Raw genomic sequence first — 17402 nt, 5'->3', positions numbered from 1 at the left:
CTCTCTGTGAAAGAGGGCATAGGCCAATCACACAACATTGGAAACCCGCCTGCCCATATCTCCTTGGAGTAACTCCGCCAATCGCGTCAGGCCATGTGTCAGGCGGGTTCGATCAATAGCGCCACCCAATGACACACGAAGCGCTGCCGGGCTGAAAGACCCCGTGGCAAATGCCTCCGAATCCGTGACACCCAAGCCTTGTTGTAGCGCTGTTTGTGTGAGCCGGTAGGGGTCGATATGGCGCGGCAACTGGAGCCAGAGGTGAAGACCATGCGGGTCGGCCTGAATATTCCCCGGCAGGATTGATGCTGCGATGGTTTGCCGGTGCTGCATCTCACTCTTGATCCGTGCCAGCCATTGAACGGCAACTCCCGACTCTATCCATGTCGACGCCATTTCAGCCATCCAAGGGGTCGGCATCAGAGCCAGCGAACGCAGGGCGTCAAGAATTGGACTTAACGGTTCCCCCGAAGGGACAACCAAGTAAGCGGTTCTCAGGCCCGGTGCTATGCATTTAGATAGCGTCGAGACGTAATAAACCGGGACCGAGGATGTGTTGGCGGACAATGAAAACATCGTGCTCGGCGGGCGCTCGGTCAACAACCAGTAAGGATCGTCTTCAATGACTGGCAACGCATATTTCTCGGCAACGCGTAAAAGCTCTGCTCGTCGCTCGACCGAGAGCGTCAGCGCAGTTGGATTTTGAATCGTCGGATTCAAGTACAACGCCGCGGGACGATGTTGTTCGCACACTCGCTCGAGATCGATAGGATCCATTCCGTGTTCATCGGATTTCACCCCTACGGCCGAGCGCTGGAGCAAGCGGGTAGCGGCCAGGAAGCCCGGGTAAGTCAACTCATCGCAAGCAATGGCGTCCCCAGACTGGCTCTTGGCCAGTAGCAGTGCCGCGATAGCGGTTTGGGCGCCAGAGCAAACCACGACCCGCTCGATGTCCGTGTTGCCAATCATCGGCTGCAGCCATTTTGCCCCTGCGGCACGATGCCGATTCGCGCCTGCGCCCACGTGATAGCTCATCAGATCCATCGGGCTCGCTGTTGCGGGGGTAGTGCCACTGCCTTGCGCGAGCATGTGCGCGAACTCTGCGCTGTTGAGCAAGGGAGGGATATTCATTCCCAGATCAATTGTCCCTTTTGCTCCCGAATCGGAATAGGCCACATAGGTTCCACCTGCGCCGTGAGCCTCCAAAAGTCCCTTCTGGCGAACTTCCGTGTAGGCACGGGTGACGGTCGTGAGGTCGACTCCCAATGCCTGGGCGAGTTCGCGCTGGGGGGGCAGGCGATCGCCTGGCCTGAGAACGCCGTCGTCCACCGCGGTGACGATTTGCGTGGCGATTTGCTGGTACCGAGAGCCCAAACCTGCCGTAAGCGGTCGCACCCAAGACAGGTTTACTTTCTTAAGGCGACGCGTGGAAGACAAGTCGTCCGAGGATGTATGGATTTTTGGCAATTTTGTCTGGTACGAAAAAGCCATATAATACAAAAAATCTGGCAAATTGTATGGATTTTAGGCGTTGGAGTTTGATGCTTGTATGGGTATGGTGCTCAGCGAGCTTGCCAGCAGGTAGTAAATGAAGCTGCTGAAGCAGCATTTTGAGAAAAAGATGCAGTGGGTCCCTATAGTCTTCGGTTCGTTCAAGTTGCTCGTGTTAGTCGTGGCCATGTACTTCGGCATTAAGTCGCATTACGACGGAGAGAAGATAGAGAAAGCGAAAGAGAAGGAGAGAGAGAAAGAATCTTCCAAGATTCAGTAGGCCCCATTGGGCCTTAAATTGGGAGCAACTCGGCGCAGCGGCGCCACGATCACGCCAAAATCGGTTAGTGATCTTGCTCTGCAGCCATGATCCGTTCGATCGAGGCGTGCATATGTCGCAGGGCGGCCTGCCGAGCACCTTCGACGTCGCGCCGGGCGATGGCTTGTGCGATGGCGGCGTGTTCCGACTCGACCTGGCGAAAGAAGTCCTCTCGACGGGCTTCGTTGCTGCGGGTGATCTTGATGACATCGTGCCACGCTCGACCAATGAATTCGAGAAGCGATGTCATCAGCGGGTTGCTGGCGGCTTCGGCGATGGCCCGATGAAACGCCATGTCCTCGGCTACGCCGTCCTCGCCATCGGCTACAGCATCATCGATGCGGCGCAGTGCGCGCTGGATTTTTTCGTTCTGAGCCTCGGTGCGGCGGGCAGCGGCGAGAGCAGCCATCTCGCTTTCCAGTCCGGACCGAACCTCTTGTACCGCTCTGACTTCCAACTGCCCACCTAACGCATCAATGCGAAAGGTGTTTATCTGGCGTGCCAACACTATCGTGCCGCTGCCTTGTCGCGTTTCCACGAGGCCCTCGGATTTCAGACGAGATATTGCCTCACGGATCACCGTGCGGCTGACGCCAAACTGATCGGCCAGCTGCGGCTCGGTGGGCAGCCGCGTCTGCGCTGGGTAGACGCCGCCACGCACCTGGTCCATCAGGGCCGTCGTTACGCGATCGGCAAGCGTGCCTCCGGATTGCTTGTTTGCGGATCGTGTCGTGCGCACGGCCATACCTTGTCTCCTCAGTAGTATCAACCGCTAAACCAGCGCGCCGGCCCCATGATCAGTATGGGAAATAGCACGAGCAAGACCAGCACGATCAATTCGGCGATTAAGAAGGGCCAGACGCCTCGCATTACCTGGTCAACGCGTTGTCTTGTCACGCCTGCCACGACGCTGAGTACGGTACCGACAGGCGGTGTGATTAAGCTGATGGACATGTTAATCACAAATAGCACGCCGAAGTATACGGGATCGATACCTGCCTCTCGTACGATCGGCATCAGCACCGGCGTGAGAATCAAGATGGTCGGAGTCATGTCCATGGCGGTACCGACGACAATAACCAGCAGCATGATTGCAAATAGCAGCAGCGTGGGATTGTCCATGAAAGGCTGCATCATATCGGTGATCGCGCCAGGCAGGTCGGCCACAGTCACCAGCCAACCTGCAATCGACGCCGCCGCGACGAGCAGCATGACCACTGCCGTGGTCCGCGAGGCAGTCATGAACACCGCGTACAACTGAGCAAGTTTTAATTCGCGATAGATGACCGTGGAAACGAACAGCGCATAGACGGCCGCCACCACCGCCGCCTCGGTAGGGGTGAAGACCCCGAGACGCAAGCCGACAATGATTATCACGGGCAACATCAGAGCCCAGCTTGCGTCCAACGCGGCGCGAATCAGGTCTTTGCTGCTTTTGCGTGGCGGTGTGGCGAGGTTGTCTTTGCGTACACAAATCCACCAGGTGATCCACAGCGCGGCACCTATGTAGATGCCGGGCATGATCCCTGCCAAGAATAGTTTGGTAATAGATACATTGGCCGCGACGCCAAAAATCACAAAGCCGATGCTGGGGGGAATGACGGGCCCGATGACGCTTGAGGACGCAACCAAGCCCGCCGCACGGTGCGAGGAGTGGCCTGCCTTGATCATCATGGGCACCAGCAGGGCCGACAGTGCTGCCGCATCGGCGACCGCCGAACCGGAAAGGGCCGACAAGATGCAAGCCGCGACGATCGTCACATAACCAAGTCCGCCTTTGATATGGCCTACGCCGGCCAAGGCAAAATCGACAATCCGGCGGGACAGGCCGCCCACGTTCATGATCTCGCCTGCGAGCATGAAGAATGGGATAGCGAGCAGGGGAAAGTTGTCGGCTCCAGCGATAAAGTTTTGCGCGATGATCTGCGCATCGAAGATGTCCAGATGCCACATCAAGGCGACAGAGGAAACCAGCAGCGAAAATGCAATGGGCATCCCCAGGGCCATTGCGCCCAATAGGGATCCGACAAAAACCAACACAGTCATGGTTGTTTCCCTTCAGCGGCTGCCAATTCGCGCTTGAGCGCGTCAAGCTCCGTTTTTTCTTCGGACTCGGTCACCATGATGAGCTCCTCATCTTTGATGCGCCCCGAGAGCACTCGGTACAGATCCCACAACACCATGGCGCCGGCTGACACGCTAAAGACGATGCCCACCATGTAGACGATAGACATGGACCACCCTGTGGCGGGAGCCTCGACGTTCAGATTGATGACGGTCTGCTCCCAACTGCCGGATAAGAACAACCATAGGGTTGCCAACATCAATAGTTGACTGGCGATCAGACATAGCTTCTGACCAAAAACCGGCAGGCGTCGCACGACAACCTCGACGCCCAGATGTTGACGGTGGCGCAGCGCGACAATAGAGCCGAGAAAAACCAGCCATACAAACAGCCAGCGGGAGACCTCCTCGGAGCTAGTGATGCCAGAATTAAAGCCATAACGCAGCACGACGTTGCCAAACACGAGGATCACCATGGTGACCAGGCAGAGGACCATTAGCAAACCCAATAGCCGAAAGTACCCATCTATCAACTTCTTCATGAATATTTTCCTTAGCCGTAGCTAGAGCGACGTTGCCTGATGGCGGGACAGTGGTCCCTGCCATATGGGCGTGGAAGATCGAGAGGTAGTCTTGCCAGATTCACCGTACGGTCATGGCCCAACAGATCGCCGTCTCCAGAAAGGCCCGCCATCCGTGATGGCGATCTGCATAGTCATACTCGGCAATTAATTGGACTTGCCACGTACGGCGGCAATTTCAGCGAACATTTCTGCACCGAGCTCACCGCCGAGTTCTTTCGAGAATTTGTCGATGACCGGCTTGAGCTTTTCACGCATGCGCTGGGCTTCTTCCGGTGAGAGTTCGTTGACCTCCATGCCGCGTTCTTTGAGCTCCGCCAGGAACTTGGCTTCGCTTTCGCGTGAGATCTGACGCTGGTAGGCTGATGCCTCAGCAGCGGTTTCTCGCAGCAGTGTTTGTTCATCCGGACTGAGTCGGTCCCACACTCGTTTGCTGACGACCGCCACGTAGGGGGTGTAGGTGTGTCGCGTGACACTCAGGTACTTCTGCACCTCGTTGAACTTAGACGTATTGATCGTCCCCAACGGGTTTTCCTGGCCATCTACCGCGCGCGATTCCAGGGCGGTATAGACCTCAGGGAAAGGCATGGGCACGGCGTTGGCACCCAGCGCGTTAAAGGTTTCGATGTAGACGGGGTTCTGCAGTACGCGGATCTTCAGGCCCTGCATGTCCTCGAATTTGGTGATGGGGGCACGGCTATTGGTGACACTGCGAAAACCATTTTCCATCCATCCCAGAATCACCAGGCCTTTATCGTTCATCTTGCTGGCGATGGCGTCACCGACTTTCCCAGCCAGCACGGCATCAACCTCGGCGGCAGAATTGAAGGTGAACGGCAGATCAATTAGGCCGACTTCACGCACTACGCTGGCCATGGGCGACGAGGTGATGATGCCCAGTTCCTGAACGCCGCCTTGCAGGGCGGAGGTCATTTGCGTGTCGCCGCCGATGGCGCCGTTGCCGTAGATTCGAACTTTGATTTTGCCGTCGCTTTTCTGGGTCAACAGTTCCGCCCAGCGTTTTGCACCCAATGCGGCAGGGTGGTCGTCGGCGATCACATGACCCAGCTTCAGCGTTCGTTCCTTGTATTCGGCGGCCATGGCGCCAGCAGCAAAGCAAGCTGCAATGGCAGTAAATGTCAGGCGTGCGGCCCAGCCGCTTCGGTTCAGATTCTTCATTGGTAGTCTCCTGATGGGGCTGCTTTTTTAACGAAAGTGCTGCAAGTAAGGACCGACCACCATCACCCCATCCGCGTCCAGAACTTCGTAGAGTGGAGAGGCGGTGAGGTATTGATAGGGCGATTGGGCTAGCCTGAGCGTAGACAATTCACGCTGATTGCTCTGTCTCCAGATATCGCTATTTTTTTGAGGAAGTCATAATACGTATTCGTGTGATGTTTTAAAAATTGGGGTTATCCCTGTTCAATCGACTTGAGGAGAGTGGTCAGAAACTAGGCTAATCACTGGGAATTCCCATGAGAGATGTCGTCGTTGCGAGAACGGCATCGCCACAGACTTGAAACACGGGGTGTACTTATGCGAGTGATCGGATTAATAGCGGGCTTTGCGTTGATGTGCAGTGTTGCGGCCCATGCAGAGACAGTACGGATACCCGTACAGAGCGCTGCTGTTGGACATGATGATGTGACGAATCAGGACTTCGTCGACGTGAAGCTGACGTCGGACGGCCAACGCAATCTGGCGGCGTTTACGCGTGACCGTGTCGGCAAGATGATTCATATTCGTGCCGACGATGTGATCTTGGCGTCGCCGACAGTAATGAGTCCAATCGAGGGCGGAGCGTTACGCTTGTCTCCCGGAGCGACCGGCTTTGGTGGAATGTCCGCTCAGGAGATGGTGAAACGGCTCAGCACGGGTAGCACGATCGATGTTTCCGACGGCAAGTAGACTTTGCCTCATCGCCGCAATGATGTGCTGGTGCTGGGCCGTGTGATCGGACGGCGATGTTTGCAAACTAGCTGTACCAGTTCAGCTTGAAGCCCCAATTGCCGGCGTTATAGGCGAAGGCGATGCCCCAATAGAAGACGAAGTAGGCCCCGCCGGCAACTAACATCGCCGAGCTGAATTGTTCCAATCTGCCGGGGTGCCGCGCCGACCAGTTCGTCAGGCGCTTGGAAAACGGTACGATCAGCGCCAGGAACAGCAGGACCATCACCAGAATCTGCCCGACCCCTTGCAAGGCCATCACTGCGCCTCCATACAGCGGGCTTTCTGAGGCGGCGGCATAGGCGAGAAAATGCCTGAACACCGGAAAGGGCCGTCCAATGGCGAACAGCCCGACGAGGATTCCCATGAAGCAGGCCTTGGCCAGCGGCGAGGCTGTGACGCGCAGCATTTTTGGTGGCAAGCGGCGGAGCATGCCATCGAGGAATCCAAACGAAATCGCACCCCATAGGAGCAGGATGACGCCGAGCAGTGTGAATGTCACCTGTGCCTGAAACAGGCGGGTTTCTCGAGTATTGAAGGCGTCCACGCGATCAGGTCCGAGCGAGCCGACATACATTCCGTAAATGAAGCAAACCAGCAGGACGAAAAGCGAAAAAATGCCAATTGCTTTGATGGCGAGTCGTCGAGGTGATCCGACCTTTTCCGTCGCGCAAGCGAGGCCGGGAAGCATAGCGAATACTACGCAATTGCACGCAGTGAAGGTCGCAGCCAAGCCCGCAACGATTGCAAAGACAAAACCGAAACCCGCTCCCCGTTCACTATAAGAATCGGACAGGCGTTCCGTGTCTCCGATTGTTTGGCCCGCGATGATCTCCCGGCCAAATCCGTCTACCCAATGATAATTCCAGAAACCAGCGACTAGAACGCCAACGGCGAGTGCGCAGAGCGCCAGGACCAGACGATTGCGACCTGGTGAAAGCGATGAGGTACGTCCGTCCTGTTTAACGGCTTGGTTGTATGACAACACTTTACGATCTCCTCTTCTGTCTTCGTTGAAAAGTCAGTTCAAGATATGTCGTTCTGTTTGTCACCGCTACGGACGTAATGAGCAATGCGATCGATCGATACGCAGAGCGATCCGATCGGCTGCTTCGTGACGGCATGAATGGCGCAGAGCCTAGCATGAGAGGCTGATCGCTGAGCGATTTATTCGACGAAACTGCTGATTTGATCGACGAATCGATATTTTCAATGTGGGATTGGACGCTGAGCGGATCGCCGATTTGCATCCGCGTGGGATCGTGCTTGTTCCGTCTGCTGCTTTGCCTCAGGAGCAAGGGCCCGTTGGTTGTCCAGATATTGGTTAAGCCGGCAATAGACCCGCTGCGCGATAGTTTTCGATCAATGCGTCATAAACGGAAATATCCGAACGGCTCCTAGCGATGAGTTGGGCGCCGGCGATGGCAGCAAAGATGGCACGTGCTCGTAGTTCGCTTTCTTCGGTGCTCATTGTCGCATTCGCCGCCAAAAGCACTTTGCTTAACCACATGACATTTACGTCAGTGAAGGTTCGGACTTCTTTCATCACCGCCTCGGGCAAGTCGTCACTTTCGGCTGCCATGAAGCTGCATAAGCAGATGCGATTAGCACTTTCCAGCGCTTTGCGAAACGTTTCAGGGTACCGATGCAAACTGTGCTTTGCATCCGGGGATTCGGCCAGCAATGTTTCTAGCGTGGCCGCTGAATTCTGCCAATAGCGTCGTGCAACCGCCGCGCCAAGATCAGCCTTGTTAGTGAAGTGGTGGTAGATGCTGGCGGCTTTGATGCCAACGCTTTCCGCAAGGTCTCGGAAGTTCAACCCGCTGTAGCCATGAGCCTGAGCAATCTTTGTCGCGGCTACCAGGATTCGCTCCTTAGAGCTTGAGTTCGCTTCGTTCCTCACTTTTATGGCTCCCGCACAAGAAGAATAGGTGTTGACAGGGCAAATTGTAACGCATACAGTAAAACCTAACTAACGTTAGGTAGACTAATTTGACGGCGAACATTGCCCTATTCGTCGCCGGTTGACCCTAAGCCACACGTAATGAGGAAATCTTAATGAATACTGCTGCACCAGGCCGTAATGTTGGTAAGTTCCCGACAATGACAATTTATGACTTCCCCCGAGGGCCATACCCTACGCGTGTCCGCATCGCCTTGGCTGAAAAGAACCTGCAAGCTCAAGTGCAATTCAAGATGGTCGATCTGTACAAGGGCGAGCATAAAAAGCCCGAGTTCATCGCGAACAAGAACTACTCGGGTACGTTGCCGGTGCTTGAACTTAGTGACGGAACCTGCATAGCCGAATGCACGGCTATCACGGAGTACCTTGATGGGCTTGACGGCGAGCCCAAGTTGACTGGTAGAACCCCGCGTGAGAAAGGCATCATCCACATGATGAGCAAACGCGCGGAACTGGAGTTGCTCGACGCTATTAGCGTTTTCTTTCACCACGGAACTCCAGGATTGGGGCCGCAAGTCGAGCTGTATCAAAACCCGGAATGGGGGTTTAGGCAGCGTGATAAGGCTCTTCGTGGCATGCATTACTTCGATTCGGTCTTGAGAAACCAGCCTTATATCGCTGGCGATACATTCTCGATGGCCGATATCACTGTAATTGGTGGACTGGTTTTCGCTTCTATCGTCAATCTGCAAGTGCCAGCCGAATGCACGTTACTGTTGGCTTGGTATGCACGGATGAAGGAACGCCCCAGCGTAAAGAGTCAACCCGCATTTTCTGCCTCTGCAACAGGTTGAGCCATTTCACAACGGGATAGATCAGTACGTAGCGTCGATGGCGAGCGGTAAGCCCGTTTGAGGAGATGTCTTGGACGGCGCCACCTCGGCCTGATTTTTGAAGACAGAGCGTTTCAAGAAAATTTGCGTCAGTTGTAGACGACCGGTCTAATTGGTGCTACATTACGCCCATGAACACTGTACGCACCACCGAAACCAACGACGTTCGCGAGAACATCCTTGCTCACGGCCAACGCATCATGGCCGGCAAGGGCTTTTCCGCTGTCGGCATCAACGAGATCCTGGTCGCCGCCGGCGTTCCGAAGGGCTCGTTCTACCACTACTTCGGCTCGAAGGACGCCTTCGGCGAAGCACTCCTCGAGAGTTACTTTGAAGACTACTGGGCCGAACTCGATGCCACCTTGAGCGCGCCGGGCCTGACCATGGCACAACGCCTGATGAACTACTGGAAGAACTGGCAGGACACCCAACTGTTCTACGACTGCCAAGGCAAGTGTCTGGCCGTGAAGCTGGGTGCGGAGGTGGCCGACCTGTCTGAGGCCATGCGCCTGACGTTGCAGCGCGGGACCGCCGGCATCATCGATCGCCTGGCGGGCGCCATCGAAGCTGGTGTAGCAGAAGGCTCGGTGTCCATAGAGGGGGCGCCCCATGACGCCGCCCAAAGCCTCTACCAGCTATGGTTGGGTGCCAGTGTGATGGTGAAGATCGTCCGTACCCCTCAGCCCTTTGAAATGGCCATGGCGACCACTCGCCAGGTCCTGCACCCTCCTTCCTGATTGGGAAGAGGCATTGCCCTCCGTAGGGGGGCTATTTTTGCGTCTCTTATTGAGACGACCGGTCTAATAACTCTCTTTGGAGAATGAAATGAAAGTCCTAATGGTTCTGACCTCGCATGACCAGCTCGGCAACACAGGCCGCAAGACCGGCTTCTGGCTCGAAGAGCTGGCAGCCCCGTACTACATCTTCAAGGACGCCGGTGCACAGATCGTGCTGGCTTCGCCCAAGGGTGGCCAGCCGCCGCTCGACCCCAAGAGCAACGAGCCTGATTTCCAGACCGACGCGACCCGCCGTTTCGAGGCGGATGCCGAAGCCAAGAAGGTACTGGCGAATACCGTGAGGCTGGCCGACGTGTCCGCGGATGACTTCGACACGGTTTTCTATCCTGGTGGCCATGGTCCGCTTTGGGATCTGGCCGAAAGCAAGGACTCGTCCGACCTGATCGAGCGCTTCATCGCGGCGAACAAGCCGATTGCACTGGTCTGCCACGCGCCGGGCGCACTGCGTCACGTGAAAACTGCCGAGGGCCGCCCGCTGGTGGAAGGCAAGAAGGTGACGGGTTTCGCCAATACCGAGGAAGCGGCAGTCGGTCTTACCGAGATAGTGCCGTTCCTCGTCGAGGACGAACTGAAGGCCAAGGGCGGCATCTACTCGAGCGGCCCCGATTGGAGTTCTTACGTGGTGCAAGACGGCTTGCTGATCACCGGCCAGAACCCGGGCTCGTCGACCGCCGCCGCGCAGCGACTGGTCGAAGAACTCGGTGCATCGAAATGACGCGTATGTCGTCTTCGTCCGTGAAACGGTGACCGATGACAAGGCGCTCGATCGCTGTCGGGAGCAGACGCCCAGCCCGAGAGCAACGAATAGTGTTATCGACGTTGGCTGAAGCATGTGTTTGTTGCCGGTCACAGCCAATTTGGTCACCTACTCTTCTTCACGGATGTCCTGATCCGACAGATCCTTGACCGTGTCCTTTCGAATCCTGAACCACAAGGCGTAAAGGGCCGGCAAGAAGATCAGCGTCAGGATGGTTCCACCAATGGTGCCACCGATCAGGGTGTAAGCCATCGACCCCCAGAACACCGAGAGGGTGAGCGGAATGAAGGCGAGCACGGCCGCCAACGCCGTCAGGATGACAGGACGCGCGCGTTGGACAGTCGCCTCCACGATCGCGTCGTACGGACGCATGCCCTCATGCTCGTTGAAGTGGATCTGCCCGATGAGGATCAACGTGTTGCGCATGATGATGCCAGCCAACCCGATGATGCCCAGAATGGCGTTGAAGCCGAACGGCTGGTTGAACAACAGCAGCGTCGGGACGACGCCTACCAGTGCGAGTGGGGCGGTCAACAAGACCATCAGCATCGCTGAAATGGAGCGCACCTGAAAGATGATCACGATCATCATCAATGCCAGCATTGCCGGGAACACGGCTGCCAGTGCCGTGTTTGCCTTGCCGGCTTCTTCGAGCGCCGCGCCGGTCTCGATCCGGTAGCCTTCCGGCAACTTGTCCACCAGCGGCTGCATTTCGGCGATGATCTGCATGGCGACGTCAGGCGGCTGGAGCGCGGCATCGATGTCGCCCTGTACGGTGATCGTGATCATCCGGTCACGCCGCTTGATGATTGGGTTCTCGAATCGCACTTCGAGCGAGCCGATCTGATCAAGAGGCACCCGCTGCCCGTTACGCCCCATGAGGGTGAACGCCTGCAGCTTGGCCGGGTCAAGGCGCTCGGTGCCGGCAGAGCGAGCGATGATCTCGACCGAACGGATATCCTCGCGCACTTGAGTTACCGGGATGCCCGTCAGCAGGAATTGCAATTGCTGAGCAGCCTCCTGGGACGACAAGCCAATTGCATTCAGTCGATCTTGGTCCAAGACAAAATGCATGCTCGGCACGCGTTCGCCCCAATCGTTATTGACTTGGCGCATCGCCGGATTGTTCTGCATGATGGTTTTCAACTGCCCGGCGATCTCACGTACCTTTCCTTCCTCGGGGCCCATCACTCGGAAGGCCACTGGGAACTGCGAGTACGGGCCGAACACCAGGTAGTTCAGACGGATGCGGGACTGCGGTGCAAGACCATCGGCAGCGGCGCGCCGGGTCTTGTTGATCAAGGTTTCACGTTCCTTCTCGCTGTCGGTGAGGATCACGATCTTGGCAAAGGAGGGGTTGGGTAGCTCCGGTGCCATTGCCAAATAGAAACGTGGTGCGCCAGCGCCGATATAGCTGGTCACCAGCTTGGATTCGGGCTGCTTGCGCAACCACGCCTCGACTTCCTCCACGGCCTTGCTGGTCTCCTGGATACTGGTGCCCTGGGGCATCTGAACCTCTACCAGGACCTCCGGACGATCCGAAATCGGGAAGAACTGTTGCTTGACGAAGCCCATGCCGAAGAAGGCAAAAAGGAAAATACCGATGACGGCCAGTACAACCTTCTTTTTGTGATCGACCATGCGGCTGATGAAATCGCGCAACCTGCGGTAGTTGGGCGTTCCGTAGATCGCTTCGTGGCCGCCTGCGATCGGCTTGATCTTGGGCAGCAGCTTTACGCCGAGGTAGGGTGTGAACGCACCGGCGACGACCCATGAACATAAGAGTGAGAACATCACCACCCAGAAGATGTTGCCGGCGTACTCGCCGGCAGTCGACTGTGCGAAACCGACCGGCATCAGCGCGATCGCCGTGACCAACGCGCCGGCCAGGCGAGGCGCCGCGGTCGTCGTCCACGCTTGCGCGGAGGCATGGACTCGATCCAGGCCCTCCTCCATCTTCACGACCATCGTTTCGACCACGATGATGGCGTCGTCCACCAAAAGGCCAAGCGCCAGAATCAGGGCCCCAAGGGTAATGCGATCAAAATCCCGTCCCGAAAGCAGCATGACGATGAACACGGCCGCCAGCGTCAGCGGCACCGCCGCTGCCACCACGATCCCTTCCCGGAACCCGAGGCTGAGCAAGCTCACGGCGATCACCACCACCAAGGCCACGAAGAACTTCATCATGAATTCGTCGTAGGCTTCACGGATATTGACGGACTGATCCGTGACCTTGGTGAAAGTCATGCCCAAGGGCATCTCGTTCTGGATGGCGCCAGCCTCTTTTTCCAGCGCGGCGCCCAGGTCAAGACCGTTGTACCGATCCTTCATGACCACGCCGAGCATCACCGCGGGCTCGCCTTCGCTGCGCAACAGGAATGACGGCGGATCCTCGTATCCACGGCGCACGTCGGCAATGTCGGACAGCTTCAGCGTTCGTCCCGCCGCGACGATCGGCGTTGCGCGAACTTTCTCCAGATCGTCCAGGGCACCATCCAGGCGCACGAATACGGACGGTCCGTGGGTTTCGACGGTTCCTCCCGGCGTCACCACGTTCTGGCGATTCAGTGCCTCGAATATGTCAGGAACGGAAACGCCCAGATTGGCCAGCTTTTCATGCCCGAACTCGACGAAGATCTTTTCCGGCTGCTCGCCGATGATGTTTACCTTCTTGACCCCTGGGACCTGCAGTAGCCGCTGGCGCAGTTCTTCCGCTTTGCGAGCCAGCAGGCGCAGGGGTTCGCCCGGCGCCTTGAGTGCATACAGGGCAAAGGACACATCGGAGAATTCATCGTTGATGAAGGGGCCTATGACGCCAGGCGGTAGTCGCAGCCGTTCATCGCCGAGCTTCTTGCGGGCCTGGTAGAACTCCTCTTGTACATCCCCCGGCGGCGTGCTGTCGCGCAACGTCACGGTGGTAAACGCGAGGCCCGGACGGCTGAACGTCTCGGCGCGTTCGTACCACTTGAGTTCCTGCATGCGCTTTTCGAGCGGCTCGGCAACCTGATCCTGCATTTCCTGGGCGGTTGCGCCGGGCCAAACGGAATAGAACGTCATTACCTTTACGGTAAAGCTCGGATCTTCCGCACGTCCAAGTTTCAGGAACGCGTAGGCACCTGCGATGACGATGGCGACAATGAGAAACAGCGTGATCGAGCGCTCACGGACCGCGAGGGCGGAAAGGTTGAAGCCGCTCATTTGCGATCACCCTGCGGCTGGCCAGCCAGGCGGACACGATCGCCCTCGTGCAGCAGATGCGCACCCAGAGCAACAAAGCGCTCGCCCGGCTTCAGACCATCTTGAACGCGCGCGGTTTCCTCGGAGATCGAGAGCAGATGGATGGGGCGCCAGGTCACCTTCAGCGGTTCGCCGCCGATCACCCAGACGCCGGGCCCTTTGCCTTGCGGGTCATGTACGGCCGCCAGCGGGATGGACAAGGACGGTGAAGCGTTGCGGTCAGGCAATTGCAACGTCACCGTGGTGCCCAACGGGGCCTGCGCGGCGACGCCGTCGAGGACATAGCGGGCTTCGAAGGTCCGCGTGACCGGGTTTGCGCGGTCGGACAACTGCCTGAGGCGGGCGGCGACATCCACTTTATCGCCGGCATACAACGTGGCCCGTGCGCCGCTGCCGATAGCCGGCCGCATGGTTTCCGGCAGATCAATGCTCGCTTCGCGGGGACCGGAACGCGCCAGGCGCACGACGATCTGGCCTGCCGTGACGACTTGACCAGGTTCTGCCATGGCTTCCATCACCACGCCGTCGGCGTCTGCCCGTAGCTCGGCGTAGTCCATTTCGTTGCGTGCAATCTTTGCTTGCGCCTCGGCGGCACGCAATTGCGCCCTGGCCGATTCGGCCGCCGCCTTTATCTGGTCATACGAAGAAGCCGATACGGCACCAGCAGAGACCAAGTCGCGAAACCGTTCTTCGTCCGCCGACGTTTGCAGAGCGCGTGCTTTTGCGGCAGCGACTGCCTCTTCCAGCGCCCTGTTGGCCAGAACGAGATCGGAAGAGTCGATGCGCATCAGCGCTTGGCCCTTGCGAACACTCTGCCCGGTGTCGACCAATCGCTCGACGATCTTCCCTGGAACACGGAAACCCAAGTCGCTTTGAACTCGGGCAACAACTACTCCGGTGAAGGAGCGGGATGCCTCTGTAGGCGTTTCGACGGTCGCCACACGCACGAGTTTGGTTTCTGTGCGTGGGTCGTCTGAAACCGATGGTGTGCATGCGGATAAACCGAGCAACGATGCAGATAGCAATACGAACGAAAACTCGCGATGACGACGCACAGGAGGACCTCTCAGGAACGCAAAGAGGGGCCATTCTGTACCTAATGACCAAAAACGTCAATGGTCACTAGTTAATTACGGAGCCAAACTTCGCAGGACCAGGCCCGCAATTTCTTTCGGTGCTTCGTCGATGAGATCCAGGTTGTGCTGCAGCAGCAATGGCTTCACGAAGGGCTGCATGACCAGGAAGATTGCTCGCGCCGTTTCATCCAGGGGCGTCTTGCGCTCGAACTCGCCGCTCTCCCTGCCTTCGCGCAAAATCTCCAGCAAGATACCCCGGATCTGCTCTTCATAATTCCGCGACGATTGCCAACCTTCAGAGCTGGAGTAGGCGGCAACCTCGTAGAGCTGCCGATCATTGAAGAAGAGCTCGGACGTCCGCGCAACCAGCGTCTGGAAGAGGCGGCGGAACTTGTCCGTTGCGGACTTTCCCTCTGCGACCGAGGTGTGAACCGACGCCAGCACGGTGCCTAGGCACTGACTGCAGATGGCCTCGCCGATAGCCTGCTTCGAGTCAAAGAACTTGTAGATGTAGGCCTTGGAAAAACCGATCGCCTTAGCGAGATCGGACACAGTGGTTTTGGCATAGCCGAAGTGACCGAAGTGCTTGTTGGCAGCAGCCACGATCTGGTCACGAATATCGTGGTCAGCCGGCCCACGTTGGCCGGCTGAGGAAGATGCAATTTCATTCATTTAAATCTTATACCCCGTACGGCACGAGTTGACAATAAGTGACCAAATTGTATACTCGTCACTAGTCACTTTCGTTTTACTTTCTCGGATGGTCTTCATGCGCGCCTGCAAAAAAACGTCTGTCTTGCTGCTCACGCTTTTCATGAGCGGCTGCGTCGTTGGGCCGGATTACGTCAAGCCGGCAGCGCCCGAGTCGAAAGAATACTTAGGCCAAGCCGCGATCGATCAGCGTCAGAAGGCCGGTGCTCCCAACTTGGAGACCTGGTGGCTAGGGTTCAATGATGCGCTGTTGAATCGTTTTGTGAAATTGGCGCTTGCGCAGAACTTGGACATTGCCCAAGCAAGTGCTCGCCTGGAGCAATCAAGAGCGTTGTTGGGGGCGGCCAATGCGGCCCTATTGCCCTCGGGGAATGTCAACGCGCAAGGCGTCAAGTCGTACCAGTCCGTACAAACGCCTTTGGGCAAGCTGCTCAATGCAACGCCTGATTTCGACCGCAGCGGCGAGTACTACGAAATAGGTGCCGGCGCGAGCTGGGAACTTGATCTCTTCGGTGGCCTTCGACGCGGTAAAGAAGCGGCTTCGGCCACATACGAGGCGTCGGAAGCAGGAGCTGTCGCAATCCAACTGGCCGTGACCGCGCAGACTGCCGACACCTACGTTGCGATCCGTGGATTACAGGCGCGCCTGGAGATCGCAAGGCAGCAGGCTGCGAATCGGCGGCGGATGCTGTCCATCGTCGAACTCCAATACCAAAAAGGCGTAGCCCCCGAGTTGCACGTGCGGCAGGCGCAAGGTGCACTCGCTCAGGTCGAAGCGAGCGTGCCGGTTTTTGAGGCTGCGCTGGACTCGGCAATGAACTCATTGGACGTGCTGCTTGGCGTTCAACCTGGAACCCATCGCGAAGACTTCCGCGAGGTCATAGCGATTCCTGATGCCCCCGCTATCGGCCATGCGGGCACGCCCGCCGACCTGATTCGTCGACGGCCAGACCTCATCGCTGCCGAGCGCCGGTTGGCGGCAGCAAACGCTCGCATCGGTATGGCCATATCCGAGTACTTCCCCAAGTTCTCGCTTGGCGCCTTGCTGGGCACGGCCACCACTGCTTCGGGCAACCTTTTCACTGATGGCGCATCGCAAGCCCAAGGAGTGCTTGGACTGCGTTGGCGCTTGTTTGACTTCGGTCGTGTTGACGCACAGATCGCCGCAGCGCGTGGACAGACTGCCGAGGCGCTGGCCGCCTACCGCCTCGCTGTACTCCGAGCATCGCAGGATGTCGAAGATGCCTTCATAGCTTTAGTCAAGCGCGAGGAGCAGGAACGCACCTTGGCGCAGGGGGTCGACTCCTTCGCACATGCCAACAGAATGGCTCTCACAGCCTACCAGAGCGGCGCGGCAAGCCTGATCGAAGTATTAGACACAGATCAGAATCTGCTGCAGACACGTGATGCATATGCCCAAGCTCAGACAGAAGCTGCACGAGCGGCCATCGCGTCATTCCGAGCTCTCGGCGGTGGGTGGGAATTGCCAGAAGACGTGGCAGTTGCAAGGGCGCAGGCTCGCACTCTTGACGAAGAGGTAGCCCGATGATCGATAGAAGCAAGCGCGTCGTCGTGACAGGCCTCGGCATCGTCGGAGCATGTGCGCGCAAAGGCACACATCCC

At 57.6% G+C, this 17402-nt stretch carries 16 protein-coding genes; 6 read left to right on the top strand and 10 right to left on the bottom strand.

The annotated features are described in order from the left end of the window. Window positions 1-27 precede the first annotated feature (27 nt). Window positions 28-1512 carry an aminotransferase-like domain-containing protein gene (locus tag ACYVIT_RS20690; protein ID WP_415804355.1) on the bottom strand — a complete coding sequence of 495 codons (1485 nt, stop codon included), beginning with the start codon at window positions 1510-1512 and terminating at the stop codon, window positions 28-30. Between the two features lie 76 nt (window positions 1513-1588). Here ACYVIT_RS20690 and ACYVIT_RS20685 point away from each other — a divergent pair, with 76 nt between their 5' ends. Further along, window positions 1589-1771 carry a hypothetical protein gene (locus ACYVIT_RS20685; protein WP_415804354.1) on the top strand — a complete coding sequence of 61 codons (183 nt, stop codon included), beginning with the start codon at window positions 1589-1591 and terminating at the stop codon, window positions 1769-1771. Between the two features lie 64 nt (window positions 1772-1835). Here the strand turns inward: ACYVIT_RS20685 and ACYVIT_RS20680 are convergent, their stop codons facing one another. From ACYVIT_RS20680 to ACYVIT_RS20665, 4 genes are all read right to left on the bottom strand, one after another. After that, entirely contained in the window at window positions 1836-2555 is a 720-nt protein-coding gene (locus ACYVIT_RS20680) for a FadR/GntR family transcriptional regulator (protein WP_415804353.1), read from the bottom strand. A gap of 20 nt (window positions 2556-2575) precedes the next feature. Then, window positions 2576-3856, bottom strand: coding sequence for a TRAP transporter large permease (locus ACYVIT_RS20675; RefSeq protein ID WP_415804352.1), 1281 nt, complete (start codon window positions 3854-3856; stop codon window positions 2576-2578). After that, window positions 3853-4416, bottom strand: a complete 564-nt coding sequence (locus ACYVIT_RS20670) for a TRAP transporter small permease (RefSeq protein WP_415804351.1) — start codon at window positions 4414-4416, stop codon at window positions 3853-3855. The genes ACYVIT_RS20675 and ACYVIT_RS20670 overlap by 4 nt, the downstream gene beginning before the upstream one ends. 186 nt (window positions 4417-4602) lie before the next feature. Further along, window positions 4603-5634, bottom strand: a complete 1032-nt coding sequence (locus tag ACYVIT_RS20665) for a TRAP transporter substrate-binding protein (protein WP_415804350.1) — start codon at window positions 5632-5634, stop codon at window positions 4603-4605. A gap of 357 nt (window positions 5635-5991) precedes the next feature. On the opposite strand from ACYVIT_RS20665, the gene ACYVIT_RS20660 reads away from it, so the two are divergent. Continuing rightward, entirely contained in the window at window positions 5992-6363 is a 372-nt protein-coding gene (locus tag ACYVIT_RS20660) for a SecDF P1 head subdomain-containing protein (protein ID WP_415804349.1), read from the top strand. A 67-nt stretch (window positions 6364-6430) separates the two neighbouring features. Here the strand turns inward: ACYVIT_RS20660 and ACYVIT_RS20655 are convergent, their stop codons facing one another. Next, window positions 6431-7390, bottom strand: a complete 960-nt coding sequence (locus tag ACYVIT_RS20655; RefSeq protein WP_415804348.1) for a hypothetical protein — start codon at window positions 7388-7390, stop codon at window positions 6431-6433. A gap of 336 nt (window positions 7391-7726) precedes the next feature. Further along, window positions 7727-8305 (bottom strand): TetR/AcrR family transcriptional regulator, encoded by a 579-nt coding sequence (locus ACYVIT_RS20650; RefSeq protein ID WP_415804347.1) that lies wholly within the window; start codon window positions 8303-8305, stop codon window positions 7727-7729. Between the two features lie 200 nt (window positions 8306-8505). Here ACYVIT_RS20650 and ACYVIT_RS20645 point away from each other — a divergent pair, with 200 nt between their 5' ends. From ACYVIT_RS20645 to ACYVIT_RS20635, 3 genes are all read left to right on the top strand, one after another. After that, a complete protein-coding gene (locus tag ACYVIT_RS20645; protein ID WP_415804824.1) occupies window positions 8506-9159 on the top strand; it encodes a glutathione S-transferase in 654 nt (217 codons plus the stop codon). 170 nt (window positions 9160-9329) lie between these two features. Beyond that, window positions 9330-9935 (top strand): TetR/AcrR family transcriptional regulator, encoded by a 606-nt coding sequence (locus tag ACYVIT_RS20640; RefSeq protein WP_415804346.1) that lies wholly within the window; start codon window positions 9330-9332, stop codon window positions 9933-9935. Window positions 9936-10023: 88 nt separating this feature from the next. Next, complete coding sequence (locus ACYVIT_RS20635) at window positions 10024-10710, top strand: type 1 glutamine amidotransferase domain-containing protein (protein ID WP_415804345.1); 687 nt, start codon at window positions 10024-10026, stop codon at window positions 10708-10710. Between the two features lie 150 nt (window positions 10711-10860). Here ACYVIT_RS20635 and ACYVIT_RS20630 read toward each other — a convergent pair whose 3' ends face one another. From ACYVIT_RS20630 to ACYVIT_RS20620, 3 genes are all read right to left on the bottom strand, one after another. Beyond that, window positions 10861-13953: an efflux RND transporter permease subunit gene (locus tag ACYVIT_RS20630; RefSeq protein WP_460478286.1), complete on the bottom strand. Its 3093-nt coding sequence runs from the start codon at window positions 13951-13953 to the stop codon at window positions 10861-10863. Beyond that, a complete protein-coding gene (locus tag ACYVIT_RS20625; RefSeq protein ID WP_415804343.1) occupies window positions 13950-15047 on the bottom strand; it encodes an efflux RND transporter periplasmic adaptor subunit in 1098 nt (365 codons plus the stop codon). Before ACYVIT_RS20625 ends, ACYVIT_RS20630 begins: the two co-directional genes overlap by 4 nt. Window positions 15048-15122: 75 nt before the next feature. Further along, complete coding sequence (locus ACYVIT_RS20620) at window positions 15123-15740, bottom strand: TetR/AcrR family transcriptional regulator (RefSeq protein WP_415804342.1); 618 nt, start codon at window positions 15738-15740, stop codon at window positions 15123-15125. 97 nt (window positions 15741-15837) lie between these two features. Between ACYVIT_RS20620 and ACYVIT_RS20615 the strand changes: the two genes are divergently transcribed. Next, window positions 15838-17328, top strand: a complete 1491-nt coding sequence (locus ACYVIT_RS20615; RefSeq protein ID WP_415804341.1) for an efflux transporter outer membrane subunit — start codon at window positions 15838-15840, stop codon at window positions 17326-17328. The last annotated feature ends 74 nt before the right edge of the window (window positions 17329-17402 follow it).

The sequence above is a fragment of the Bordetella muralis genome (genome assembly GCF_054781015.1).
Note: the sequence above shows the minus strand (reverse complement) of the source record. Positions and strands in the feature narration are given on the sequence as shown.